Source organism: Gordonia sp. JH63 (assembly GCF_009856645.1).
GTDB lineage: Bacteria > Actinomycetota > Actinomycetes > Mycobacteriales > Mycobacteriaceae > Gordonia > Gordonia hongkongensis.
On record NZ_CP047235.1, the window covers coordinates 1,167,765 to 1,193,656 of the forward strand.

Annotated in this window: 18 protein-coding genes; 11 read left to right on the forward strand and 7 right to left on the reverse strand. The window is 67.2% G+C overall.

What is annotated here, in order from left to right:
- Position 1: 1 nt before the first annotated feature.
- The 10 genes from GR168_RS05285 to GR168_RS05330 all read left to right on the forward strand — a co-directional run bounded on the left by GR168_RS05285 (position 2) and on the right by GR168_RS05330 (position 17,079).
- On the forward strand, positions 2-1,369 hold the full coding sequence (locus GR168_RS05285; protein WP_065629267.1) for an MCE family protein: 1,368 nt from the start codon (positions 2-4) through the stop codon (positions 1,367-1,369).
- Positions 1,366-2,448, forward strand: coding sequence for an MlaD family protein (locus GR168_RS05290; RefSeq protein WP_058253304.1), 1,083 nt, complete (start codon positions 1,366-1,368; stop codon positions 2,446-2,448). Before GR168_RS05285 ends, GR168_RS05290 begins: the two co-directional genes overlap by 4 nt.
- Before the next feature lie 5 nt (positions 2,449-2,453).
- Positions 2,454-3,560: an MCE family protein gene (locus GR168_RS05295; RefSeq protein ID WP_203235897.1), complete on the forward strand. Its 1,107-nt coding sequence runs from the start codon at positions 2,454-2,456 to the stop codon at positions 3,558-3,560.
- Positions 3,560-4,891, forward strand: a complete 1,332-nt coding sequence (locus GR168_RS05300; RefSeq protein ID WP_058253303.1) for an MCE family protein — start codon at positions 3,560-3,562, stop codon at positions 4,889-4,891. Before GR168_RS05295 ends, GR168_RS05300 begins: the two co-directional genes overlap by 1 nt.
- The gene (locus GR168_RS05305) at positions 4,891-6,234 is read left to right on the forward strand and encodes an MCE family protein (protein WP_159370212.1); all 1,344 of its coding nucleotides are present in this window, start codon (positions 4,891-4,893) and stop codon (positions 6,232-6,234) included. The genes GR168_RS05300 and GR168_RS05305 overlap by 1 nt, the downstream gene beginning before the upstream one ends.
- A complete protein-coding gene (locus GR168_RS05310) occupies positions 6,231-7,472 on the forward strand; it encodes an MCE family protein (RefSeq protein WP_159370213.1) in 1,242 nt (413 codons plus the stop codon). The genes GR168_RS05305 and GR168_RS05310 overlap by 4 nt, the downstream gene beginning before the upstream one ends.
- 102 nt (positions 7,473-7,574) lie before the next feature.
- Complete coding sequence (locus tag GR168_RS05315) at positions 7,575-8,228, forward strand: hypothetical protein (RefSeq protein ID WP_238995025.1); 654 nt, start codon at positions 7,575-7,577, stop codon at positions 8,226-8,228.
- Entirely contained in the window at positions 8,228-9,208 is a 981-nt protein-coding gene (locus tag GR168_RS05320) for a hypothetical protein (RefSeq protein ID WP_159370215.1), read from the forward strand. Before GR168_RS05315 ends, GR168_RS05320 begins: the two co-directional genes overlap by 1 nt.
- A gap of 343 nt (positions 9,209-9,551) precedes the next feature.
- The gene (locus GR168_RS05325; protein ID WP_159370216.1) at positions 9,552-13,058 is read left to right on the forward strand and encodes a DNA-directed RNA polymerase subunit beta; all 3,507 of its coding nucleotides are present in this window, start codon (positions 9,552-9,554) and stop codon (positions 13,056-13,058) included.
- A gap of 64 nt (positions 13,059-13,122) precedes the next feature.
- Positions 13,123-17,079 carry a DNA-directed RNA polymerase subunit beta' gene (locus GR168_RS05330; RefSeq protein WP_058253299.1) on the forward strand — a complete coding sequence of 1,319 codons (3,957 nt, stop codon included), beginning with the start codon at positions 13,123-13,125 and terminating at the stop codon, positions 17,077-17,079.
- A 60-nt stretch (positions 17,080-17,139) separates the two neighbouring features.
- On the opposite strand, the gene GR168_RS05335 is transcribed toward GR168_RS05330, so the two are convergent.
- The 5 genes from GR168_RS05335 to GR168_RS05355 all read right to left on the reverse strand — a co-directional run bounded on the left by GR168_RS05335 (position 17,140) and on the right by GR168_RS05355 (position 22,990).
- Positions 17,140-18,120 (reverse strand): alpha/beta hydrolase, encoded by a 981-nt coding sequence (locus GR168_RS05335; RefSeq protein ID WP_159370217.1) that lies wholly within the window; start codon positions 18,118-18,120, stop codon positions 17,140-17,142.
- A gap of 134 nt (positions 18,121-18,254) precedes the next feature.
- The gene (locus tag GR168_RS05340; RefSeq protein ID WP_159370218.1) at positions 18,255-19,769 is read right to left on the reverse strand and encodes an acyl-CoA synthetase; all 1,515 of its coding nucleotides are present in this window, start codon (positions 19,767-19,769) and stop codon (positions 18,255-18,257) included.
- A 31-nt stretch (positions 19,770-19,800) separates the two neighbouring features.
- Positions 19,801-20,637 carry an SDR family oxidoreductase gene (locus GR168_RS05345; RefSeq protein ID WP_159370219.1) on the reverse strand — a complete coding sequence of 279 codons (837 nt, stop codon included), beginning with the start codon at positions 20,635-20,637 and terminating at the stop codon, positions 19,801-19,803.
- Between the two features lie 44 nt (positions 20,638-20,681).
- Positions 20,682-21,479, reverse strand: a complete 798-nt coding sequence (locus GR168_RS05350; RefSeq protein WP_159370220.1) for a maleylpyruvate isomerase N-terminal domain-containing protein — start codon at positions 21,477-21,479, stop codon at positions 20,682-20,684.
- A gap of 56 nt (positions 21,480-21,535) precedes the next feature.
- On the reverse strand, positions 21,536-22,990 hold the full coding sequence (locus tag GR168_RS05355) for an aldehyde dehydrogenase (RefSeq protein WP_159370221.1): 1,455 nt from the start codon (positions 22,988-22,990) through the stop codon (positions 21,536-21,538).
- Between the two features lie 116 nt (positions 22,991-23,106).
- On the opposite strand from GR168_RS05355, the gene GR168_RS05360 reads away from it, so the two are divergent.
- The gene (locus GR168_RS05360) at positions 23,107-24,129 is read left to right on the forward strand and encodes an AraC family transcriptional regulator (protein WP_065629277.1); all 1,023 of its coding nucleotides are present in this window, start codon (positions 23,107-23,109) and stop codon (positions 24,127-24,129) included.
- Here GR168_RS05360 and glsA read toward each other — a convergent pair.
- The gene (gene glsA, locus GR168_RS05365; RefSeq protein ID WP_159370222.1) at positions 24,126-25,391 is read right to left on the reverse strand and encodes a glutaminase A; all 1,266 of its coding nucleotides are present in this window, start codon (positions 25,389-25,391) and stop codon (positions 24,126-24,128) included. The genes GR168_RS05360 and glsA overlap by 4 nt on opposite strands.
- Before the next feature lie 22 nt (positions 25,392-25,413).
- Positions 25,414-25,785 (reverse strand): VOC family protein, encoded by a 372-nt coding sequence (locus GR168_RS05370; protein WP_159370223.1) that lies wholly within the window; start codon positions 25,783-25,785, stop codon positions 25,414-25,416.
- Positions 25,786-25,892: the final 107 nt, after the last annotated feature.

The following is a 25,892-nucleotide window of genomic DNA, read 5'->3' on the forward strand; positions in this document are numbered from 1 at the left end:
CGTGACGCTGCTGCGTAAACGGTTGCTCGGACTCGTCTTCTTCCTCGTGGTCGCGTTGTTCCTCACCTTGACGATCACCAAGTTCAACAAGACGTTCACCGAGTTCACCGACGTCACGTTGCTGACCGACTCGACCGGCAACGCGCTGCCGGCGAACGCCGACGTCAAGGCCCGCGGCATGACCGTCGGCGAGGTGCGCGAGGTCAAGCCCGGACCCGACGGTTCCGTCGAAGTCGTGTTGGGACTCAACCCCGATCAGGCGTCGACGTTGTCGGCCGAGACCACCGCGCGCATCCTGCCGAAGACCCTGTTCGGCGAGCGCTACGTCGCCCTGCAGGTGCCGGAGGACAACTCCGGGCCGACGCTGAGCAACGGTGCGACGATCCAGACCGACCAGAGCGGCAACGCGCTGGAAATCCAGCAGTTGTTCGACAAGCTGCTCCCGGTCCTCGAGGCGATCCCGCCGCAGGATCTGAACGCCACGCTGACCTCGCTGTCGTCGGCACTCTCGGGCCGCGGTGAACAGCTGGGCACGACGCTGGAGGAACTCGACCAGATCTTCGGCGAGATCAACGAGAACCTCCCCGAACTCGAGGGCACCCTCGAGGGGCTGGCCAGCTTCTCGCAGACCTACTCCGAGGCGCTGCCCGACGTGGTCGACGCGCTCGACTCCCTGCGCACGACGACGAACACCATCGTCGAACGCCAGGACGACCTGCGGACCCTCATCGCCACCCTGGGTGTCGCGTCCGACGACCTGACCGGCTGGCTGCGTGCCAACCGCACCGACCTCATCGACCTGGCCGTCGACTCCGAGGAACTCCTCGTCGGACTCGCCAAGCAGTCGCCGGCGTTCGTGTGCACCTTCCGCAACTTCGCGGGTCTGATCCCGGAGTCGCGCAAGATCGTCGGCCAGGGCACCAAGAATCCGGGTGTGCGCGTGAACCTCCAGTTCGCCAATCCCCGTGGCCGTTACCTACCGAACCAGGACGAACCCCGCTTCATGGACCTCGATCCGCCGGCCGTGTGCTACGACCCCAAGATGGGTGGCAACCGCCCGTTCCCGCAGTACCCGGGTGGTTCGCTCGCCGACGGCAGCTACCAGCCCCCGTCCCGTAACCCCGGCCCGCGCACGATGCCCGAGCTGCCGCAGCCGCAATTCAGCGGCGTCCCCGCGGGGTCGGTCTCGGCGGCGCCGGGCGCGAAGCCGGTCGCAGTGGAGTCCAACCCGTTCGACGACCCGGACTACCGCAAGCAGCTGCAGGTCATCTATGGCGCCACCTCGGGCAAGGCGCCCGAAGAGGTGCCCACCTGGGTGACCATGATCGGCGGCGGTGCGCTGCAGGGTGCGAAGGTCGACATCAAATGAAGTCGATCGTCGGACCGCTGATCAAGCTGGTCATCTTCGGCGTGGTCACGGTGGTGACCACGAGTCTGCTCGCCGTCACCATCGCCAATGCGGGCGGTGACGGGGACGCGAAGTTCAACGCCGTCTTCACCGACGCCACGCTGCTCAACCCGGGCGACGACGTGCGCATCGCCGGTGTGCGTGTGGGACAGGTCGAGAGCGTCGAGGTCTACGACCGCAACAAGGCGAAGGTCGCGTTCAACGTCGACCGCGACCGGCTGCCGGACGGGACCCAGCTCTTCATCCGCTACCGCAACCTGACCGGGCTCCGGTACCTCGCGCTCGAGCGCGGGGCGGGCGATCCGTCGCAGACGGTCGCGCAGGGGCACACCTTCGGCCTGAACCCGGGCGTCAAGGACACCCACCCGCCGGTCAACCTGACCGAGCTGTTCAACGGATTCCGACCGCTGTTCCAGCAGCTCTCGGCCTCCGACGTGAACAAGCTGACCGAGCAGATCATCGCGATCTTCGACGGTCAGGGCGGTTCGATCACCCGTCTGGTCAGCGACACCGCCGATCTGACGAACGCGATCGCCGACAAGGACAAGGTCATCGGTGAGCTGATCACGAACCTCACCAAGGTCCTCGACACCGTCAACCGCAACGACGAACAGTTCACCAGCCTGCTCGACAACACCGAGAAGCTCGTGACAGGCCTTGCGGCGCAACGCGGTTCGGTGGGTTCGGCGATCACCTCGGTCTCAAACCTGACCTCGGTCACGGCGAACATCCTCGGTGCGACACGGCCGTCCATCCAGGGCGACATCGCCGGCCTGAAGTCGCTCGCCGACCAGATCAACGCGCGCGACGAGGACATCGAGGAGACGCTGACCAATCTGCCGATCAAGCTCCAGAAGATCGGCCGCGCAGCGACATTCGGTTCCTGGTTCCAGTTCTACCTGTGCGGTATCGACGTGGTGGCGGGCAACGGCAAGTCGCCGGTGCTGACGCAACCGCTGGTCCCGCTGCCCGACATCAACCATGTGCTCTACACCAGTGCGGCGACGCGCTGCTGGGCCGACGACCGGCCAGGGGGGTGACCACGATGGCAGACAACAACGATCCGAACCCGCGTGACCCGAATGTGAACGACGACGAACGCGACGCGGCTGACGCCCCGGTGCAGCATCCGCACCGGCGCTTCGGCGGCCGGCGCAGCCCGGTCAGCATCGGCGCCATCGGCATCCTCATCCTGATGATGCTCGGACTCAGCTCGTTCTATCTCGCCGAACTGCCGCTGCTCGGCGCGGGTGCGCGCTACACGGCGAAGTTCACCGAGGCCGCCGGCCTCAAGCCGGGCAACGAGGTCCGCGTCGCGGGCGTGAAGGTGGGCGAGGTCGACGACGTCACCCTGGACGGTGACCGCGTCAACGTGTCCTTCCGGGTGGAGAACACCTGGATCGGTGACCAGACCCAGGCGACGATCCAGATCAAGACGATCCTCGGTCAGAAGTTCCTGTCGCTGAATCCGCGTGGCAGCGAGCCCGCCGATCCCGACGTCCCGCTGACCGACACGGTCGCCCCGTACGACGTCATCGAGGCGTTCTCCGGTGCGGCCGAGCAGATCGGCGAACTCGACAACGACCAGCTGGCCGAGTCGATGCGCGTGCTGTCGGACACCTTCTCGGGGACCGCGGGTACCACGGGACCGGCGCTCGACGGCATCGCCCGTCTGTCGCAGACGATCTCGAGCCGCGACCAAGAGGTGCAGCGACTGCTCGCCGCGACGAAGGACACCTCGAAGATCCTCGCCGACCGCAACGAGGAGTTCGTGCGCCTCATCGGCGGCGCCGGTCAGTTGCTCGACGAGCTGAACAACCGCCAGCGCAACATCTCGGCGTTGCTGGCCAGCACCACGAGCCTTGGTGATTCGCTCACCGGCATCGTGCGCGACAACGAGGAACAGATCGGACCGGCACTCGACGCGCTGAAGGGCGTGAACGAGCTGCTGCAGCGGCAGAACCAGAACATCCGCGACTCGATCAAGTACATGGCGCCCTTCTACCGCCTGTACGCGAACGTGCTCGGCAACGGTCGATGGTTCGAGTCGTCGGTCGTGAACCTCCTGCCGCCGGCGCTGCCGCAGCAGAACACGACGCGGCCGCCGAACAAGCAGGCCATGGAGAACCAGGCCGGAACGGGGGTCGGCTGATGACCGCACCAGACCTGACCCAGAACTCGGGTCCCGGTCGATGGTTCACGCCGCGGCACATCGTGGTGCTCGTGATCGGGCTGATCCTCGCTCTCATCGTCGCGGGTGCGCTGTGGTGGGTGTTCACCTCGGTCGGCACCACCAAGATCACCGCGACCTTCAAGCGGTCGGTCGGCATCTACGAGGGCTCCGATGTCCGGGTGCTCGGGGTGGCGGTCGGCAAGGTCGACTCGGTCACGCCGGAGGGCGACACCGTCAAGGTGACGATGACCGTCGACCGCGGTGTCGAGCTGCCCGCGGATGTCCGTGCGGTGCAGATCATCCCGTCGGTCGTCGCGGATCGTTACGTGCAGCTGACCCCGGCCTACACGGGCGGGGAGAAGGCGCCGCGCGACCTCACCCTCTCCGTCGACCAGACAATGGTCCCGGTGGAGGTCGACCAGATCTACGCGAGTGTCAAGGAGCTGTCCGACGCACTCGGCCCCGACGGCGCCAACAAGACCGACGGCACCGGTCGGCAGGGTGCGGTGAGTGAACTCGTCACCACCGGCGCGGAGAACCTCGAGGGCAACGGCGAGAAGCTCGGCGCGGCCATCGAGGGATTGTCGAAAGCGTCGACGACGCTCAGCGACTCGCGCGGCAACCTCTTCGACACCGTCAAGAACCTGAACGTCTTCGTCGGCGCGCTGCGCGAGAACGACGCCCAGGTGCGGCAGTTCAACACGCAGATGGCCTCGTTCAACCAGTTCCTCGCCGGTGAGCGCGAGCAGCTCGCCGCCGCGCTGAACAAGCTGTCGATCGCTCTCGGCGACGTGGCGACGTTCCTCGCCGACAACCGTGAGCAGATCGGGGAGACGGTGAAGGACCTGCAGCCGACGACCCAGGCCCTGCTCGATCAGAAGAACAACCTCAAAGAGGTCCTGACCGTGCTGCCGATCACGGTGAACAACCTGATCAACGCCTACGACGCCGAGTCGGGCACGCTGTCGATGCGCCTGACGATCCCGGACCTGCAGGATCTGATCGGTGCCCAGTGTCGCCTGCTCGACCTCGGCAAGCTGCTGCCGGGCAACCCGGCCGCCGATCAGTTCAGCGACACCCTGCGGCCGCTGATCAGCCAGTGCGAGGAGATCGGTGAGCAGATCCAGGAAGGCGTCCTCGAGCCGCTGCTGCCCGTGCTGCCCTTCGGCATCATGAGCAACAACAAACTGCAGCGTGCGCCGGTGCCGGGCACCGTCCCGGGCAACCCCGATCCGGAGATCGGCAACCCGCCGTCGGAGCGGGCCCCGGCCTCCTCGTCGACCACCCCGCGACCCCGGGGAGGCAACTGATGAACCGCACGTCGATGCGTACGGCGATGGCCGGCGCGGCGCTGTCGCTGACCCTGCTGGTGACCGGCTGTATGTCCAACGGCATCCAGTCGATCCCGCTGCCCGGCGGCGTGAACACAGGCGACAACGCGCGCACGTACAAGATCCAGTTCGACGACGTGCTCGACCTCGTGCCGCAGTCGATGGTCAAGCGCGACGGGATCCCGGTCGGGCGCGTGACCAAGGTCGAGGTGCCCAACGATCAGTGGTTCGCCCAGGTCACCGTCGAGGTGCAGAACAACGTCGACCTGTCCGATGAGGCCGAGGCGAGCGTGCAGCAGACCTCGCTGCTCGGTGAGAAGTTCGTGTCGCTCACCGAGCCCGACGGCAGTGCCGACGCGCCGCGCCAGAACCCGGACCAGCCGATCCCGGTGTCGCGGACACGGACCGCCACCGACATCGAACAGGTCCTCGGGGCGCTCGCGCTGCTGCTCAACGGCGGTGGCCTCAACCAGCTGCAGCCGATCGTCACCGAGCTCAACAAGGCACTCGACGGCCGGACAGACAAGGTGCGCGACCTGATCGGCGAGACCGAGGACCTGATCGCCGGCCTCAACCGTCAGCGCGACGACATCATCACCGCGATCGACGGCCTGGCCGAGCTGTCCACCCGGACCGCCGCGCAGACCGCGCAGATCGACCGCATCCTCAAGCAGCTGCCCGCGGGCGTCGAGGTGCTCGAGGAGCAGCGTCCGCAGTTCGTCGAACTGCTGACCAAGCTCGACGAGCTCGGCCAGGTCGGTACCGACGTGCTGGGCAAGTCGCGCAAGGCGCTGATCAACGACCTGAAGGCGTTGCGGCCGGTGCTGACGCAGCTCGCCGCGGCGGCTCCGGATCTGATCACCGCCGCGCCGCTGATGCTCACGCATCCGTTCCCGGACTGGTTGCTTCCGGGTGTGCGCGGTGACTCGACCAACCTGTTCATGACGCTGGACCTCCGCGTGCTCAATCAGCTCGAGGCGCTCGGTGTCGGCCAGGGGACCCCGAGGTACGTCCCGCCCGCTCGGGTGAACGTTCCGGTCGACCGGCGCAACCCGTACTACCGCGGCAACGGCCCGCGCTACGGCTGGCCGACGATCACGCTGCTCCCGCCGGCCCCGAACTCACGTCCGGGACCGAACACCCCGCCGTCGGGTGGCACCTACCCCGCCTCGTTCTCGCGCCCGGCCGACGCGGCCGGTCAGATGCCGACCCCGGCGGTGCCCGGTCAGGGCATCCTCGACGGTCCGCTGGCCGCCATGGGGCTCGCTCCGGCGGCGTCCGCCGGGAACCCGGCATCCGACCCGTCAGGAGGTGGACGATGATCGGCAAGCTCGTCAAGATCCAGCTGATCGTGTTCGTCGTCGTCGGCCTGGTGGCGCTGGTCTACGTGGGCGCGAAGTACGCCCGTCTGGACAAACTGGCCGGTGTCGGCATGTACACCGTCACCGCCAAGCTGCCCGACTCCGGCGGCATCTTCACCAACGCCGAGGTCACCTATCAGGGTGTGCCCGTGGGTCGCGTCGGCAAGCTGACGCTGACGCCCGACGGTGTGGACGTCGCTCTCGACATCGACTCGGGCGGGCCGGAGATCCCGGCGTCGGCGACCGCGGTCGTCGCGAACCGGTCGGCGATCGGTGAGCAGTTCGTCGATCTGCAGCCGACGTCGTCGGAGGGGCCGTACCTGAAGGGCGGCGACACGATCACCAAGTACGTGCTGCCCGAGCCGCTCGAGGACGTGGTGGCCTCGGCGATCGACTTCACCGATTCGATCCCGGTCGACGACCTGAACACGGTCATCACCGAACTCGGCAACGCGTTCAACGGCCAGGGCGAGAACCTGACCCGCCTCGTCGACTCACTCGGCAAGCTCTCGCGGGCCGGCGTCGACAACCTGAGCGAGACGGTCGCGCTCATTCAGAACTCGAACGTCGTGCTCGACACGCAGGCCGACCAGTCCGACGCGATCCTGACCTGGTCGCGCAACCTGAACCTGGTGACCGCGACCCTCGCCTCGGCCGATCCCGACCTGCGGCGACTGCTCACCACGGGCACGTTGTCGGCGACGCAGATCTCGGAGCTGATCCAGAAGAACGGCAACGACCTGTCGAAGGTCGTGAAGGATCTCGCCGAGGTGGCCCGCACGATCGAGCCGGCGACCTACACGACGTCGACGACGTTCGCGATGCTCTCCGCGCTGTCGGCGGGCAGCCACGCACCCGCGCCGGGCGACGGCCAGATCCACTTCGGTGTCGTCCTGGAGACCAACAACCCCGCGGCCTGTACCCGTGGCTACGAGGGCACCGACGCGGTCCTCGCCGAGGCTCGGCGCAACAACCCGGACTTCGATCCCCGCTACGACGACTTCGCCTTCAACACCGAAGCGAAGTGCACTGTGCCGCTGGGTAATCCGACCGGCGTCCGAAGTGCTGAGCGGGCCCAGTACGCCAATCCGGCGTACCCGCAGCCGTGGGACAACACCCCCAAGAAGGATCCCGACAAGCTCAACCTCAACCCGCTCGCCCAGCAGCTCGCAGCGCTGCTCGGCGTCCGGCCGCGCTAGACCCGACCACCCGACGAGCGTCGCCGCCCCTGATCGGACCTCCCACGGTCCGAACCTCGGCCTTGGCTTGCGCTCAGGAGCGATATATACAGTGTGTTCCCGATGACTGTCACCGCAGAACCGACAGAGAACAAGCCCGGCGGCCCCCGTCCCGCCCTGCGGCGGGCGGCGAAGTCCGCACCGTTCGTCCTGGCTGCCGTGGCGGTCGTGGTCGGCGTGGTGCTCGTCGCCGTGTTCGGTGTGCGGGCCTACAACGTCTACTTCGACGAGTACCCGGCGCAGGAGACGCGCGACGCCGCCACCCAGGCCGCCGAGCAGGCCGTCCTCAACATCACGACGATCGACCCGGCCGACATCGACGGCTTCCGCAAGCGTGCGGAGGCGTCCCTGACCGGGAAGGCCAAGGACGAGGTGCTCGGCAGTGAGAAAGACGGTGAGGGCGGCAACGTGCTCGACATGCTCGGGACCGCCGGACCGAACACCGCCAAGCTGAACGCGCGGCTCTTGCGCAGCGCACCGAGCGAGGTCGACGCCGACGAGCAGAAGGCCAAGGTGCTCGTCTACGTCGTGACGACGCTCGAACGCCCCGGCCAGCCCGGGATCGACGAGACACGCGGCTTCGACGTCAGCATGACCAAGGACGGCGACGCCTGGAAGGCCGAGAACATCCTCGGTCTGGAGGGCATCGCCTACGCCGACGGCGGCGGTGCGCCCGCCCCCGCGGCCCCGGCCCCGGCTCCGGAAGGGGGCAACTGATGGCACCGGACCGCGGTAAGAAGAAGCCCACCCCGAAGCGCCGCCCGACCCCGAAGGTCGCCGGCCGGACCTCCCCGCCCTCTGAGGTGCGAGAAGCGAAGGCGACGAGCCTCGAAGGGCCTGGTGACGACACCACGAGGGCTGACACCCCACTGCCCCCTGAGTTGCGAGGAGCGAAAGCGGAAGCCCCACTGCTCCCTGAGGTGCGAGGAGCGAGAGCGACGAGCCACGAAGGGCCTGGTGACGCCACCGCGGAAACCGACACCGCAGAAACCGACGCCGTCAGCCTCGAGAAGTCGGCGACGGCGGAGTCGACCACAGCCGAGTCGCCCAAACCCAAGCCCAAACCGGTCGCGCGGGTCTCGACCCTGCGCCGCGGAGACACCCCGGCGCCGGCCGGATCGCCCGACAAGCCGAACCGGCCGATGGGCCGGCGTCCCGGCAAGCGGGACCGGCGGGGGAGGGGTGCCTCCCGCAATCCCCTCGGCATCCGTACCGGAGTGCTGGCGGGCATCGCGGCCGTGTTGTTCGTCATCGCTGCCATCCTCGCGTTCCATCCGGGCGCCGAGATCGGACCGAACAAGGCGTTCGTGGACCAGGAGTCGACATCGCAGCTCACCTCGCAGGCCCAGGAGCGGATCTGCGCGGTGTTCGGGTACGACCACACCGAACTCGACGAGTGGCAGCGGCGGGCGCAGGACGCGCTGACCGGGCAGGCCCGCACGGAGTTCGACGAGACGCTGAAGGCGCAGCGCGAGCTGATCACGCAGACCAAGACGGGTGCGGAGTGCCGGGTCGACGCGATCGGCGTCCGGGACCTCTCCGGCGCCGACGACGGCGCGACCGCGACCGTCATCGCGAACCTGGTGGTGAGCGAGACGCAGAACAGCATGGCCACCAACAGCGGTGCACCGCGCGCCCAGTTCGCGATGGTGCGTGAGGGCGACCAGTGGCGGATCCGGGCGGTCGAGCCCTTCTGATCGAGGTGCGTCGCCCCCTCATCACCAGGTCGGACGCCGAGTTCGACACCGACTTCGCGAAATTCGCGCGTAGCGCTTGACGTGGCGGCGATGTCGGGCCAGGCTGTGACCAGCGATCGACGTGCAGGCAGCCACCCGCGCGAAATCGCTTTCCAGACGGCTTGACAAAGTGCGTCTATTTTCTGCTACAGTTGGACGTTGCGCTGGCTGCCTCCTGTCCATCTATCGATCCTTCTTCGGCCACTCTCTAGACGTGTGTGCTGCGGTGATCGCCGATTCCAGGGTGTCACCAGCGAACGGCCCATCAAGCCACGTACTGCACATCTAGGTTGTGAATAACGTCGTGTTGGAAGGACGCATCTTGGCAGTCAACCGCCAGTCCACCTCAACAATCCCCGGCGCGCCGCATCGCGCGTCGTTTGCAAAGATCAGCGAGCCGCTGGAGGTCCCGGGCCTCCTCGACCTCCAACTCGATTCGTTCGAATGGCTCGTCGGTTCGCCGGAGTGGCGCGCGAAGGCGATCGCCCGCGGCGACGAGAACCCGACCGGTGGCCTCGAGGACATCCTCCACGAGCTGTCCCCGATCGAGGACTTCTCCGGTTCGATGTCCCTGTCGTTCTCCGAGCCGCACTTCGACGAGGTCAAGGCCTCCGTCGAGGAGTGCAAGGACAAGGACATGACCTACGCGGCGCCGCTGTTCGTCACCGCGGAGTTCATCAACAACAACACCGGCGAGATCAAGTCGCAGACCGTCTTCATGGGCGACTTCCCGATCATGACCGAAAAGGGCAGCTTCATCATCAACGGCACCGAGCGTGTCGTGGTGAGCCAGCTGGTCCGCAGCCCCGGCGTGTACTTCGACGCCTCGATCGACAAGACCACCGAGAAGACCCTGCACACCGTCAAGGTGATCCCGGGTCGCGGTGCGTGGCTCGAGTTCGACGTCGACAAGCGCGACACCGTGGGTGTGCGTATCGACCGCAAGCGCCGTCAGCCGGTCACCGTGCTGCTCAAGGCGCTGGGCTTCACCGCCGAGGAGATCACCGAGCGGTTCGGGTTCTCCGAGATCATGATGTCGACGCTGGAGAAGGACAACACCGGCAGCCAGGACGAGGCGCTGCTGGAGGTCTACCGCAAGCTGCGCCCGGGTGAGCCGCCGACCAAGGAGTCCGCGGAGAACCTCCTGGAGAACCTGTTCTTCAAGGACAAGCGTTACGACCTCGCCCGCGTGGGCCGCTACAAGGTCAACAAGAAGCTGGGCCTGACGGGCAACCCGATGGTGGGCGAGTCCACGCTGACCCGCGAGGACATCATCGCGACCGTCGAGTACCTGGTGCGTCTGCACGAGGCCGACCCGCACACCACCACCTACATGACCGTCCCCGGTGGCGTCGAGGTGCCCGTCGAGGTCGACGACATCGACCACTTCGGCAACCGTCGCCTGCGTACCGTCGGCGAGCTGATCCAGAACCAGATCCGCGTGGGCCTCTCGCGTATGGAGCGTGTTGTGCGTGAGCGCATGACCACTCAGGACGTCGAGGCGATCACCCCGCAGACCCTGATCAACATCCGTCCCGTCGTGGCGGCGATCAAGGAGTTCTTCGGAACCAGCCAGCTGTCGCAGTTCATGGACCAGAACAACCCGCTGTCGGGTCTGACCCACAAGCGTCGTCTGTCGGCGCTGGGCCCGGGTGGTCTGAGCCGTGAGCGTGCCGGCCTCGAGGTGCGCGACGTGCACCCGTCGCACTACGGCCGCATGTGCCCGATCGAGACCCCTGAGGGTCCGAACATCGGTCTGATCGGTTCGCTCTCGGTGTACGCGCGGGTCAACCCGTTCGGATTCATCGAGACCCCGTACCGCAAGGTCGTCGACGGCGTCGTCTCCGATGACATCGAGTACATGACCGCCGACGAGGAGGACCGCTTCCTCATCGGTCAGGCGAACACCAACTTCGACGCCAGCGGCCGCATCACCGACGAGCGTGTCCTGGTGCGCAAGAAGGGCTCCGAGGTGGAGTTCGTCGGCGCGACCGATGTCGAATACCTCGACGTCTCGCCGCGTCAGATGGTGTCCGTCGCGACCGCGATGATCCCGTTCCTCGAGCACGACGACGCCAACCGCGCCCTGATGGGTGCGAACATGCAGCGTCAGGCCGTGCCGCTGGTGCGCAACGAGTCGCCGCTGGTCGGTACCGGCATGGAGCTGCGTGCCGCCGTCGACGCCGGTGACGTCATCGTGTCGTCGAAGACCGGTGTGGTGGAAGAGGTCTCGGCCGACTACATCACCGTCATGTCCGACGACGGCACCCGCGACACGTACCGGATGCGCAAGTTCGCGCGCTCCAACCACGGCACCTGCGCCAACCAGCGTCCGATCGTGGACGAGGGTCAGCGCGTGGAGTCCGGCCAGGTCCTCGCCGACGGCCCCTGCACCGAGAACGGTGAGATGGCGCTCGGCAAGAACCTGCTCGTGGCGATCATGCCGTGGGAGGGCCACAACTACGAGGACGCGATCATCCTGAGCCAGCGGCTCGTGGAGGAGGACGTGCTCACCTCGATCCACATCGAGGAGCACGAGATCGACGCCCGCGACACCAAGCTCGGTGCCGAGGAGATCACCCGGGACATCCCGAACGTCTCCGACGAGGTCCTCGCCGATCTCGACGAGCGCGGCATCGTGCGCATCGGTGCCGAGGTCCGCGACGGCGACATCCTGGTCGGCAAGGTCACCCCGAAGGGCGAGACCGAGCTGACCCCGGAAGAGCGTCTGCTGCGTGCCATCTTCGGTGAGAAGGCCCGTGAGGTCCGCGACACGTCGCTGAAGGTGCCGCACGGCGAGACCGGCAAGGTCATCGGCGTGCGCGTGTTCAGCCGCGAGGACGACGACGACCTGGCTCCCGGCGTCAACGAGCTGGTCCGCGTGTACGTGGCCCAGAAGCGCAAGATCCAGGACGGCGACAAGCTCGCCGGTCGTCACGGCAACAAGGGCGTCATCGGCAAGATCCTCCCGCAGGAGGACATGCCGTTCCTGCCCGATGGCACCCCCGTCGACATCATCCTCAACACCCACGGTGTGCCGCGGCGTATGAACATCGGCCAGATCCTGGAGACCCACCTCGGGTGGGTGGCCAAGGCCGGCTGGAACATCAACGTCGCCGAGGGTGTGCCGGAGTGGGCGTCGCGTCTGCCCGAGGACATGTACTCGGCCGAGCCCGACACCAACACCGCCACCCCGGTGTTCGACGGCGCCCGCGAGGAGGAGCTGACCGGACTGCTGTCCTCGACGCTGCCGAACCGCGACGGTGAGGTCATGGTCAACGGCGACGGCAAGGCGACGCTGTTCGACGGTCGTTCCGGCGAGCCGTTCCCGTACCCGGTGTCGGTCGGCTACATGTACATCATCAAGCTGCACCACCTGGTCGACGACAAGATCCACGCTCGTTCGACCGGCCCGTACTCGATGATCACCCAGCAGCCGCTGGGTGGTAAGGCGCAGTTCGGTGGTCAGCGCTTCGGTGAGATGGAGTGCTGGGCCATGCAGGCCTACGGTGCGGCGTACACGCTGCAGGAACTGCTGACCATCAAGTCGGACGACGTGGTGGGCCGCGTCAAGGTCTACGAGGCGATCGTCAAGGGCGAGAACATCCCGGAGCCGGGTATCCCCGAGTCGTTCAAGGTGCTGCTGAAGGAGCTTCAGTCGCTGTGCCTGAACGTCGAGGTGCTCAGCTCCGACGGTGCCGCCATCGAGATGCACGACACCGACGACGAGGACCTGGAGCGCGCCGCTGCCAACCTCGGCATCAACCTGTCGCGCAACGAGTCGGCCACCGTCGACGATCTCGCCAACTGATCTGACCCTCACCCGGCCGGGTTTCGCCCCGGCTACTGACAACAGAGCTCTGGAAAGGTAACAAGTGCTCGACGTCAACTTTTTCGACGAACTGAAGATCGGCCTGGCCACGGCCGACGACATCCACAACTGGTCATACGGTGAGGTCAAGAAGCCGGAGACGATCAACTACCGCACGCTCAAGCCGGAGAAGGACGGCCTGTTCTGCGAGAAGATCTTCGGCCCGACCCGCGACTGGGAGTGCTACTGCGGCAAGTACAAGCGCGTCCGCTTCAAGGGCATCATCTGTGAGCGCTGCGGCGTCGAGGTGACCAAGGCCAAGGTGCGCCGTGAGCGCATGGGCCACATCGAGCTGGCCGCCCCGGTCACGCACATCTGGTACTTCAAGGGTGTGCCGAGCCGGCTGGGCTACCTGCTCGACCTGGCGCCGAAGGATCTCGAGAAGATCATCTACTTCGCCGCCTACGTGATCACCGCGGTCGACGACGAGCTCCGGCACAACGAGCTCTCGACGCTCGAGGCCGAGATGGAGGTCGAGAAGAAGGCCGTCGCCGATCAGCGCGACGTCGACCTCAACGAGCGTCAGCAGAAGCTCGAGCAGGATCTCGCCGAGCTGGAGGCCGAGGGCGCCAAGGCCGACGTGCGCCGCAAGGTGCGCGACGGTGCCGACCGCGAGATGCGTCGTATGCGCGACGCCGCCCAGCGTGAGCTCGACGGTCTCGAGGAGATCTGGGACAAGTTCGTCAAGCTCGCCCCGGGCGACCTCATCATCGACGAGAAGCTCTACCGTCAGCTCGAAGAGCGCTACGGCGAGTACTTCCAGGGTTCGATGGGTGCCGAGGCGATCAAGAAGCTCCTGGAGACCTTCGACATCGACGCCGAGGCCGAGTCGCTGCGCGAGACCATCCGCAGCGGCAAGGGCCAGAAGAAGCTGCGCGCGCTCAAGCGACTCAAGGTCGTCGCGGCGTTCCAGCAGTCGGGCAACTCGCCGCTGGGCATGGTTCTCGACGCCGTTCCGGTGATCCCGCCGGAGCTGCGTCCGATGGTGCAGCTCGACGGTGGCCGCTTCGCGACCTCCGACCTCAACGATCTGTACCGCCGCGTCATCAACCGCAACAACCGCCTCAAGCGACTGATCGATCTGGGTGCTCCCGAGATCATCGTCAACAACGAGAAGCGGATGCTGCAGGAGTCGGTCGACGCCCTGTTCGACAACGGTCGTCGTGGCCGTCCGGTCACCGGGCCGGGCAACCGCCCGCTGAAGTCGTTGAGCGATCTGCTCAAGGGCAAGCAGGGTCGTTTCCGTCAGAACCTGCTCGGCAAGCGCGTCGACTACTCGGGCCGTTCGGTCATCGTGGTCGGTCCGCAGCTGAAGCTGCACCAGTGCGGTCTGCCGAAGCTGATGGCTCTCGAGCTGTTCAAGCCGTTCGTGATGAAGCGTCTGGTCGACCTGAACCAGGCGCAGAACATCAAGTCGGCCAAGCGCATGGTCGAGCGTCAGCGCCCCGCGGTGTGGGACGTCCTCGAAGAGGTCATCGCCGAGCACCCGGTTCTGCTGAACCGTGCACCGACGCTGCACCGCCTCGGCATCCAGGCCTTCGAGCCGCAGCTGGTGGAGGGCAAGGCCATTCAGCTCCACCCGCTGGTGTGTGAGGCCTTCAACGCCGACTTCGACGGTGACCAGATGGCCGTGCACCTCCCGCTGTCGGCGGAGGCGCAGGCCGAGGCGCGCATCCTGATGCTGTCGTCGAACAACATCCTGTCGCCGGCGTCGGGCCGTCCGCTCGCCATGCCGCGTCTGGACATGGTGACCGGTCTGTACTACCTGACCACCCTCAAGGAGGGTGCGGCGGGCGAGTACACCCCGGCGAACGGCGACGACGTCGAGCGTGGTGTCTACTCGACCCCGGCCGAGGCCATCATGGCCGTCGACCGCGGTGTGCTGACCGTGCAGTCGCGCATCAAGGTGCGTCTGACCGACCAGCGTCCGCCGGCCGACATCGAGGCCGAGCAGTTCCCCGACGGCTGGAAGTACGGCTCGCCGTGGGACATCGAGACCACGCTGGGCCGGGTGCTGTTCAACGAGCTGCTGCCGATCGAGTACCCGTTCGTCAACGAGCAGATGCCGAAGAAGCGTCAGGCCGTGATCATCAACGATCTCGCCGAGCGCTACCCGATGATCGTGGTCGCCCAGACCGTCGACAAGCTGAAGGACGTCGGCTTCTACTGGGCCACCCGTTCGGGCGTCACCGTCTCGATGGCCGACGTGCTGGTGCCGCCGCAGAAGGCGGAGATCCTCGACAAGTACGAGGAGCGGGCCGACGGTCTGGAGCGCAAGTTCCAGCGCGGTGCCCTCACCCCGGACGAGCGTCGTGACTCCCTCGTCGAGATCTGGAAGCAGGCGACCGAAGAGGTCGGCGCGGCCATGGAGGCGCACTACCCGGACGACAACCCGATCCCGATGATCGTGAAGTCGGGTGCGGCGGGCAACATGACCCAGATCCGCTCGCTGGCGGGCATGAAGGGTCTGGTGACCAACCCGAAGGGTGAGTTCATCCCGCGTCCGATCAAGTCCTCGTTCCGCGAGGGCCTGACCGTGGCCGAGTACTTCATCAACACGCACGGTGCCCGAAAGGGTCTGGCCGACACCGCGCTTCGTACCGCCGACTCGGGTTACCTGACCCGTCGTCTGGTGGACGTGTCGCAGGACGTCATCGTGCGCGAGACCGACTGTGGCACCGAGCGTGGCATCACCACGACCATCGCCGAGAAGCAGGCCGACGGCACGCTCATCCGTGACGCGCACGTCGAGACCTCGACCTACGCCCGCACGCTGGCGCAGGACGCGGTCGACGCCGACGGCAACGTCATCGTCGAGCGCGGTCACGACCTGGGCGACCCGGCCATCGAGGCCCTGCTCGCCGCCGGCATCACGCAGGTGAAGGTCCGCTCGGTCCTGACCTGTGGGACCGGCACCGGTGTGTGTGCGATGTGCTACGGCCGTTCGATGGCCACCGGCAAGCTCGTCGACATCGGCGAGGCCGTCGGTATCATCGCGGCCCAGTCGATCGGTGAGCCCGGTACCCAGCTGACGATGCGTACGTTCCACCAGGGTGGCGTCGGTGACGACATCACCGGTGGTCTGCCGCGTGTCCAGGAGCTCTTCGAGGCCCGCGTGCCCAAGGGCGTGGCGCCGATCGCGGAGGTCTCCGGCCGGGTGCGCCTCGAGGACGACGACCGCTTCTACAAGATCACCCTCATCCCGGACGATGGTTCGGAAGAGGTTGTCATCGACAAGATCTCGAAGCGCCAGCGTCTGCGCGTGTTCAAGCACGACGACGGTTCCGAGCGGCTCCTCGCCGACGGTGACCACGTCGAGGTCGGCCAGCAGCTCATGGAGGGCTCGGCCAACCCGCACGAGGTGCTCCGTGTCATGGGTCCCCGTCAGGTGCAGATCCACCTGGTCAACGAGGTCCAGGAGGTCTACCGCAGCCAGGGTGTGTCGATCCACGACAAGCACATCGAGACCATCGTGCGTCAGATGCTGCGTCGCGTGACGATCATCGATCACGGTTCGACCGAGTTCCTGCCCGGTTCGCTCGTCGAGCGCGCCGAGTTCGAGGCGGCCAACCGTCAGGTCGTGACCGAGGGTGGCGAGCCCGCTGCCGGACGTCCGGTGCTGATGGGTATCACCAAGGCCTCGCTGGCGACCGAGTCGTGGCTGTCGGCGGCGTCGTTCCAGGAGACCACGCGTGTCCTGACCGACGCGGCGATCAACAGCCGCAGCGACAAGCTGATCGGTCTGAAGGAGAACGTGATCATCGGTAAGTTGATCCCGGCCGGTACCGGTATCAACCGCTACCGCAACATCCAGGTTCAGCCGACCGAGGAAGCTCGTGCCGCGGCGTACGCGGTGCCGTCCTACGACGACACCTACTACAGCCCGGACGGCACCTTCGGTGCTCCGGCCGGCGCTGCGGTGCCGCTGGACGACTACGGGTTCTCCAACGACTACCGGTAGGCGCTAGGACAAGACGACGCGGCCCCCGCACTCATCGCGAGTGCGGGGGCCGCGTCGTTTCTAGGGAACGGGCAGTGTTGTGACGGTGCGGGTTTCGAGCAGCAGGTCGTAGTAACGGCCGCCGGGGTAGTAGGTCGGGGTCGCGGTGTCGGCCACCATGTCCGACGACCAGCCGGTGGCCAGCGTGCGGATGACCCGCCCGTTGCGGGGACGCGGCACGGCGAGCTCGGACAGTTCGCCGATCAGGTCGGTCGACTCGCCTTCGGCGTCGATGTGGATTCCGGTCACCAGGCGCGAGCCGACAAACTCCTGCCGCGTTGTCTCCTGGAGGACGGACACGCCTTGCCCGAAGTTGTTGGATACCGACGGTTGCGACGCGATGACCCGGATCGGTAGCTCGGCGGCGGCGAGAGATGCTGCGGCGGTGGCGAAGTTGACGCCGAAGAACGAGTTGACGGGGTCGAACAGCATGAGGCCGGCCAGGCGTCGGTAGGCGACGGGGTCGGCGCGGCGGAGTGCGTCGGCCGCCACGACGACGAACTCGCCGCCGGCCGAGTGTCCGGAGAAGATCATCCGATACGGCATCGTCACGTCGGGGCGGTGGGCGGAATCGCGTGCTTTGCGAAGGCTTGTCGCGAGCGGACTGCCGGTGTCCCGGCCGGAACCGAAGACCCCGCCGATGGTCCGCGCGAACGCGGCGTTGTCGGCGATGTTGTACGCGACGGCGCACCCGCCGAGGTTGACCGAGTCCAGCGTCGGACTCACGACGAGGAACCCGGCTTGCGCATATGCGCGGGCCACGGAGTCGAGATTGGCCGCCGTGCGGGAGAAACCGTGCTGCAACCACACGATCGCCGAGGGTTCACCGGGCGGGAAGTACCAGCGGGCTGCGACCCGGACGGGCTTGCCCGCACATTCGGTGGCGATGTCGGACGACGACACGGCCGCCGGCGCTGCTGTCACTGCCGACGGTGTCACACCGACGAACACCACGATCGCGGCAACAACCGCGATGCACCAGCGCAACAATCTTCCCGACATCCGGCCAGTCTAGGACCGGCCGGATGCCACGGTGCGCAGTTTTCGGGAGGTGTCACACCCTGCTCCTTGAGCCCTTCCAGCTATCACTAGGTGTGAGGAGCGCCCGGTGCTTGCGGACGGTGCGTCTCGAAGGGTCACAGCTTGCGCTTGACCAACTTCCCGGTCGGCGTGCGCGGCAACGTGTCCCGGAAGATGACCTCGCGCGGCAGCTTGAACTTCGCGATCCGCGGTCGGAGGTGATCCAACAATGCATCGGCGAGCTCGTCGCCCCCGTCCTGTCCCTCGACCGGTTGCACGACCGCCGTCACCCGCTCGCCGAGATCGGGGTCGGGTACGCCGATGACCGCGGCGTCGAGCACCGACGGGTGGGCGAGGAGCGCGTCCTCGATCTCCCGCGGGTAGATGTTGACCCCGCCGGAGATGATCAGGAACGAGTCGCGGTCGGTGAGGAACAGGTGACCCTCGTCGTCGACGTAACCGACATCGCCGGTGGTCGTCCATGTCGGATGCTCGGGATGCTGTGCGCCACGGGTTTTCTCGGGATCGTTGTGGTACTCGAACGGTAGCCGGTCGCGCTCGAAGTAGATCGTGCCGATCGTTCCCGGCGGCACCTCGGTGCCGTCGGGATCGCAGACCCGGATGGTGCCGAGGACGGCGCGCCCCACCGTGCCCGGGTACTCCAGCCACTCCGGGGTGTCGACGATGGTGAGACCGTTGAGCTCGGTGGACGAGTAGTACTCGGACAGGATCGGACCCCACCAGTCGATCATGGCCCGTTTGACGTCGACGGGACACGGCGCCGCGGCGTGCACCGCGACCTTCAGGCTCGACGTGTCGTACCGGGCCCGCACCTCCTCGGGAAGTCGGAGCATGCGCACGAACATCGTCGGCACCCACTGGCTGTAGGTGACGCGGTGTTCCTCGATGAGGGCCAGCGCCCGTTCCGCGTCGAACCGCTCCATCACCACCACTGTGCCGCCCGGGGCCTGTACCGAGGCGCAGGTGCGAAGCGGCGCAGCGTGATACAGCGGTGCCGGTGACAGGTACACCGTGTCGGGACCGACGCCCCACACGGACTGGTTCATCGCGATCATGGTGTCGCCGGGCTCGTCGACCTGCCGGTTCGGCAGTTCGGGCTTGATGCCCTTCGGTCGTCCGGTGGTGCCGGACGAGTACAGCATGTCCGCGCCTCGCGGCTGGTCGGCGAGCGGTTCGGTCGACTGCGTCGCCGCGGCGGCGTCGAGATCGTTGTGGCCCTCGATCCGGCCGGAGTAGGCGAAACGTGTCTCGACGCCGGGGGTGAGCGGGATCAGCTCGGCGCCGAGGTCGGCGAGAGCGGCGTCGACGATGAGGGCCTTCGCGCCGCAGTCGGTCACGATGTAGGCGCTCTCGGCGGCGGTGAGGTGCCAGTTCACCATGCTCAGGTAGAGGCCCGACCGCATTGCCGCCCAATAGATGTCGAAGATCCGCGCGGTGTTGGTGGCGAGCACCGCGAGGTGGTCGCCGGGACGCAGGCCGCGGTCGGCCAGGGCCCGGGCGACCTGGATCGACCGGGTCTCCAACTGGGTGAAGGTGACCGTTTCACCAGAGTCGGCCATGATGACCGCGGGATCGTTGGGTCGGGTGGAGAGGTGGGCTCCGGGGTACATCAGAAAGCTCCTAGCGGGTCGAACCGGTCGATCAGTACAGGTAGTCCTCGCCGCTGGCGCGCACGGTGACATCGGAAAGGCTGATGCCCCAGGGCTGGTCGATGACGTGGACGACGGCGTCGGCGAGATCCTCGGGCTTGATCAGCCAGTACTTGATGGAGTCGACGTCGGTGAGTTCGGCGGGCAGGTCGTCGTTCATGAGGGCCGTGACGTGCTCGCCGTAAGAGGCGGCGCGCTGGCCGACGAGGCCCATGATCGCGGTGTCGTTGACGATCCAGCTGGCGAGGTTGGTGCCGGTGATGCCGGTCGGCTTGACGGTGGTGACCTTGATCTTGCCCTTGGCCTCGATGCGCAATGAGTCCGAGATGGTGGTGACCGCGGCCTTGGTCGCGCTGTACACGCCCGAACCCTCGATGCCGGCATTGCCGTAGATCGACGAGATGTTGACGACCTGGCCGCGACCCTGCGCGATCATCTGGTCGTAGACCGCGGAGATGCCGTTGACGACGCCCTTGATGTTGATGTCGATGGCGGCGTGCCACTTCTGCCAGGCGCGGGCGTGGTCGGCGAAGTAGGCGAGCGGCATGACGCCGGCGTTGTTGACGAGGACGTCGATGGCGCCGAACTTCTCCACGGTGGCGTTCGCCGCCGCGGCGACCTGCTCCATGTCGGTGACGTCGGCGACCTGGGCGAGCGCCGAACCACCGGCCGCGCGGATGCCCTCGACGACGGCGTTGACGTTGTCGGCGTTGACGTCGACTCCGACGACGTGCGCGCCGGCGGCCGCGGTCTTCTCCGCGATCAGCTTGCCGAAGCCGCTTCCGGCGCCGGTAATGACGATGACCTTGTCCTTCAGGTACTCGGACATGGGGGTACTCCGTTTCTGTTCTGGGTGAGACGAATTGAGTGAGTTCAGACGATGTCGACGGCGTCGAGGACGCCTGCGACGCGCTGTCGGTCGCCGCTGACGGTGACCGCCGAGCGCCAGGCGCTGCGGGTGGTGCCCCAGCGCAGGAAGTCGGTGGCCGAGGAGGTGGCGACATCGGCCGGCAGGTCGGCGGTCTCGCGCACGGTGACGATCGTGCCCGCGGTGTCGCGGTCGAGGACGAACGAGCGATCCGTCGCGCCGGTGAGCCGCAGGCCGATCGGGCTCACGAGTGTGGGATACAGTGCCGCACCGTTCATCTGGGGCAGGCCGGCGATCATCCAGTCGATGGCGGGATCGATGGCCGCACTCACCGACACCTCGGCGGCGTCCAGCGGTCCGAACGGCTGCATCAGGTCGCTGGTGAGATGCACGAGGTGGTCGAAGGCGACGGCGTCGCTGAGCTGGCGCAGCCGGTAGGTGCCCAGGTCGAGCATGTCCAGCGGCTGGTCACGGAGATCTTCGCCCTGTAACGCGGCCAGGGTCGCGAGGCCGGCCTCGGACTGCGCGCGGTAATACTCGACAGCCTGTTCCGACGACCAGTCGGCCCGCTCGTGCACCGCGGCGTCGTTGAGTCGCTCGGACTTTCCGCTCGGATTGTCGGGGAAGACCAGGTCGGGGTCGGCGATGAAGTTGAAGAAGAAGCCCATGTGGGTGACGACGTCGTGGACGCGCCAGCCGTGGCAGGCGCTGTCGGCCGCCCAGTCGGCGGGCGTGAGCCGGTCGAGCAGGGCGAGGGTGTCATTCACCAGTGCCTTGGCAGCAGTGACTCCGGCATCGGACATGGCCGATCGCCTCCTTGGAATATGTTGTGTACGAGTGTGAATGGACGAGACGGGTGTCAGGCGGGCAGGAAGATCGACTTGAGGTCCTGGTAGGCGGCCAGGCCCTCGGGGCCGAGCTCGCGGCCGATGCCGCTGGCCTTGACGCCACCGAAGGGCGAACCCCAGTCGAGGTTGAAGTAGTTGACGCCGAACGAGCCGGTCTCGACGCGACGGGCGACGTCGACGCCGCGATCGGGATCGGAGGTCCACACCGTTCCGCCGAGCCCGTACGACGAATCGTTGGCGAGCGCGATGGCGTCGTCGACGTCGTCGTAGCGCAGCACGGTCAGGACCGGGCCGAAGACCTCTTCGCGGGCGATGGTGGCCGAGTTGTCGATGCCGGCGAAAACGGTTGGCTCGACGAAGAACCCGCGGTCGACCCCCGACGGCGTCCCGCCACCGGTGGTGACCGTGCCACCCTCGGTGCGGCCGCGTTCGATCAGCGACAGCACCCGATCCCGGTGCCGGCCGCTGGCGAGCGGACCGACCGCGACGTTCTCGTCCTTCGGGTCACCGACCGGCAGCGACGCGCACATCGCGCTGATCGCATCGAGGTACTCGTCATAACGGCTGCCGGGCACCAAAATTCGGGTGGACATGTAGCAGGTCTGGCCGGTGTTAAGTAGGGATGCGGTGGCGAGTCCGCCGACGGTCTGCTCGAGATCGGCGTCGTCGAGCACCAGCGCCGCGGACTTGCCGCCGAGTTCGAGGGTCACCGGACGGATGAGTTCGCCACAGACGCGGCCGATCTCGCGGCCGGCCGGGGTCGAGCCGGTGAACGCGACCTTGTCGATGTGCGGGTGCGACACCAGGTGACGGCCGATCTCGCTGCCGCCGTTGACGATGTTGAGGACACCGGCGGGCAGGTCGGCGGCGATGGCCGCCTCGGCGAGGACGTACGCGTCGAGGCTCGTCTCGGGGGATGGCTTGAGAACCACGGTGCAGCCGGCGGCCAGCGCGGGCGCGATCTTGAACATCGAGAGGATCGCGGGGAAGTTCCACGGTGCGATCGCCCCGACGACGCCGATGGCCTCGCGGCGCACGATCGTCGAGCCGGGCAACGGCTGGCTGGTACGCGTCTCCTCCACCGGGGTGGACTCGACGAGGTCGGCGTAATAGCGCAGCAGTTGGACCGGGGCGGCGCCCTCGGCGAACCGCGCCAGCGCGATCGGCATGCCGTTCTCGGACGTCACCGCCGACGCGCGATCCTCGGCGCGCTTGTCGAGCTCGTCGGCGAACCGGCGCAGGTGTGCGGCACGGTCGGCAGGGGACAGGTCGCGCCAGCCCGACGACCGGAACGCGGTGCGGGCGGCCTCGACGGCCGCGTCGACGTCGGCGGTGGTGGCTTCGGGTACCGAGCCGAACTGCTCCTCGGTGAGCGGGGAGATGACCGGGATCGTCGCCGAACCGGCCGGCGCGCGCCAGCCGCCGTCGATGAAGAAACTCGTGCGGACGGTGTCGATGGTGGTCATGGGTACTCCTCGCTGAGTGTGTCGGCCGTCGAGCGGTCGGCGGCGTGTGTCCATGATCACTCCCACCCAGATCGGATTTCTTGACATCTCATGACGACTTCTTGACAGTTGATGCCATGGCCGACCTGATCTGCGCATCCTCGCTCAGTCAGTTACCCGAACTGATTGCCGAACACGATGGAGATGCCCGCGCGATCCTCGGTCGCGTCGGCATCGACCCGGCCGTCGTCGGCGCGTACGACCGGTTCGTCCCGTTCACCGCTCTGTCGACGGTCATCGGTCTGTGCGCGGCCGAGTTCGACGTCCCCGACTTCGGGCTGCGCCTCGCCGCCCGGCAGGACCCCGACATCCTCGGCCCGGTCGCGATCGCCGCCCGCAACGCCGAGACCGTCGGCGACTCGTTTCGACAGGTCTCGGCCTTCGCGCACGTGTACAGCCCGGCCATCACCGCCCAGATGCACTACGGCGAGCGGGAGGTCGCCTACGAGTTCGATACCGTGCTGCAGCGTGTGCCGTACCGACCGCACGTCGTCGAACTCGCGATGGGCGTCACCCGGTCGACGTTCGCGATGACGCTGGGCCACGGCTTCCGCGCGAACCGGATCACCTTGGCGCACCCGGCGATGTCCGAGCCGCGCGTCTACACCGACTATTTCGGTTGCCCGGTCGAGTTCGAGGCGCCGGCCAACCTGGTGGTCTTCCCGCGCGGGGTGATGCAGCAGACGTTGCGGCGGGTCGACCCCCTGGCCTACGACGTGGCCATCCGATTCATGACCGGACACGATCGCGAGAGGGCCTTCGGCGAGGCGGTCTCGGCGCTGATCGTGCGCGCCCTGCCGGCGGGGGCGGCCACGCTGGAGGCGGTGTCGAAGCTGCTGATGATGCACCCGCGTGCGGTGCAGCGGGGTCTGGCCGACGAGGGCGCGACGTTCGAGCAACTCGTCGACGACGCGCGCCGCGACCTCGCCGTCTCACTGCTGTCGAATCGGGGTGTCCCACTGGCGGCGGTGGCGCGGCAGATCGGATACTCCGAGCAGAGCACGCTGACCCGCAGTTGCCGACGCTGGTTCGGCGTGCCGCCGCTGGCGAAGCGCCGCGAGCTGACTGCCCCGGGCCAGGACTTGTCCCGAGATCTCTAGGAGTCGTCGCTGTCCGGGGTGTCGTCGCTGTCCGGGATGTCGTCGCCATCCGAGAAGTCGTCGTCAGCCGAAGCGTCGTCCAGGAGGCCTTCGGGGTCTTCGATGCGGACGTCGTAGTCGTCGCCGAGGCGCCGGGCCACCTCACCGATGAGGCGCCGCGCGGCGTCGTCCAGTACCCGCACGTGGGTCAGGTCGAGGACGACGGCCTCGGTGCCGAACCCCTCGCACGCACGGCTGGCGAGGATTTCCGCACCCGCGAAGCGCACATCGCCCTGCAGCTCGACGACTGTAGTGCCGTCGTGTTCGGTCACCGATCGCAGCGCGGGCCGACCGGTGGGGGCCACGTGCATCATGTGCAGTTCCATGTCGCGCGACAGCCGTTCGAAAACGGCGACGCCGCGCACGCTGTTGCCCCGTCGGTCGAGCCGCGGTGACCACACCGCGAGCCCGACCTGGCCGGGCAGTACGCCCAGGATCGCGCCGCTGACACCGCTTTTCGCGGGGATTCCGACCGTCGCCATCCAGCTGCCGCTGCCGTCGTACATGCCGCACGTGGCCATGACCGACAGGACGTGCCGGGTGATCCAGCCTTCCAGGATGCGCTCGTCGTCGCCGGTCGACAGTCCGCCGTTGGCGAGTACCGACCCCATGACGGCGAGGTCGCGGCAGGAGACCCGGATCGAACACTGGGCTGCGTACCCGTCGACGACCTCGTCGGGTTCGCAGTCGAGTTTGCCCGCCGAGCGCAGCAGGTAGGCCAGCGCGGTGTTGTGGTCGTCGGAGGCGAGTTCAGCGCGGTCGACCTCCTTGTCGACCGAGACCTCGCGTCCGGCGAGAGTGCTGACGAGGTCGATGACGCGGTCGACGCGTTCGTTGGGATCCGCGCCGTTGATCATCCCGTGCACGGCGACGGCGCCCGCGTTGATCAGCGCGTTGCGCGGCCGACCGGTCTCGGCCTCGAGCGAGATCTCGTTGAAGGCGTCGCCGGACGGTTCGGTGTCGACGCGTTCGAGTACGGCGTCGAGCCCGCGGTCGCGCAGGGCGAGTGCGTAGGCCGGGACCTTGCCGATGGACTGGATGGAGAACTCGTGATCGGCGTCGCCGGCGGTGTACACGGTGCCGTCGATGGTGGCCAGGGCGATACCGAACGACGACGGATCCGCCTGCTCGAGTTCACGATTGCCGCTCGCGACCTCACCGCCGTCGTCGTCGCGGCATTCGGAGAGTACGCGTTCGAGGTAGTCGTCGATGGGGGAGCGCATATCCCACGGTAGCCACCTGGGCTCAGTTCTGGCGGTACGGCATGTACTGCACCGACCAGTGGTTGCCGTCCGGATCGTCGAAGTACACGAAGTGGCCCCACGCCTGTTCGTCGATCTCGCCGGGGTCGACGCCGGCCGCGAGCAGCTGCTCGCGGGCCTCGTTGATGTCGGTGACGACGACCTGCAGACCCTTCACCGATCCTGGTTCCGCGTCGGTGAGTCCCTTGCCGAAGGCGATGGAACACGCCGACCCGGGCGGGGTCATCTGGACAAACCGGATCTCGTCGGACACGACGTGATCGTGGTCGACGTTGAATCTGATCTTGGAGTAGAAGTCTCGCGCCCGGTCGACGTCGCTGACCGGCAGGATGACGAGTTCGAGTGTCCAGTTCACGGTTCCTCCTGGGGTTGTGGTGTGACACCAGCTTCTCAGGGCATGCAGACAGTTACGGTCCTTATTCGGAGACGTTCGCCCGCATCCGAAAGAACCTCAGAACCGCT

What these genes read in the sequence shown, in the direction of transcription:
- GR168_RS05290 (WP_058253304.1), top strand. Translation starts at nt 1,366, where the DNA reads ATGAAGTCGATCGTCGGACCGCTGATCAAGCTGGTCATCTTCGGCGTG.
- GR168_RS05295 (WP_203235897.1), top strand. Translation starts at nt 2,454, where the DNA reads ATGGCAGACAACAACGATCCGAACCCGCGTGACCCGAATGTGAACGAC.
- GR168_RS05300 (WP_058253303.1), top strand. Translation starts at nt 3,560, where the DNA reads ATGACCGCACCAGACCTGACCCAGAACTCGGGTCCCGGTCGATGGTTC.
- GR168_RS05305 (WP_159370212.1), top strand. Translation starts at nt 4,891, where the DNA reads ATGAACCGCACGTCGATGCGTACGGCGATGGCCGGCGCGGCGCTGTCG.
- GR168_RS05310 (WP_159370213.1), top strand. Translation starts at nt 6,231, where the DNA reads ATGATCGGCAAGCTCGTCAAGATCCAGCTGATCGTGTTCGTCGTCGTC.
- GR168_RS05315 (WP_238995025.1), top strand. Translation starts at nt 7,575, where the DNA reads ATGACTGTCACCGCAGAACCGACAGAGAACAAGCCCGGCGGCCCCCGT.
- GR168_RS05320 (WP_159370215.1), top strand. Translation starts at nt 8,228, where the DNA reads ATGGCACCGGACCGCGGTAAGAAGAAGCCCACCCCGAAGCGCCGCCCG.
- GR168_RS05335 (WP_159370217.1), bottom strand. Translation starts at nt 18,120, where the DNA reads ATGTCGGGAAGATTGTTGCGCTGGTGCATCGCGGTTGTTGCCGCGATC.
- GR168_RS05340 (WP_159370218.1), bottom strand. Translation starts at nt 19,769, where the DNA reads ATGTACCCCGGAGCCCACCTCTCCACCCGACCCAACGATCCCGCGGTC.
- GR168_RS05345 (WP_159370219.1), bottom strand. Translation starts at nt 20,637, where the DNA reads ATGTCCGAGTACCTGAAGGACAAGGTCATCGTCATTACCGGCGCCGGA.
- GR168_RS05350 (WP_159370220.1), bottom strand. Translation starts at nt 21,479, where the DNA reads ATGTCCGATGCCGGAGTCACTGCTGCCAAGGCACTGGTGAATGACACC.
- GR168_RS05355 (WP_159370221.1), bottom strand. Translation starts at nt 22,990, where the DNA reads ATGACCACCATCGACACCGTCCGCACGAGTTTCTTCATCGACGGCGGC.
- GR168_RS05360 (WP_065629277.1), top strand. Translation starts at nt 23,107, where the DNA reads ATGGCCGACCTGATCTGCGCATCCTCGCTCAGTCAGTTACCCGAACTG.
- glsA (WP_159370222.1), bottom strand. Translation starts at nt 25,391, where the DNA reads ATGCGCTCCCCCATCGACGACTACCTCGAACGCGTACTCTCCGAATGC.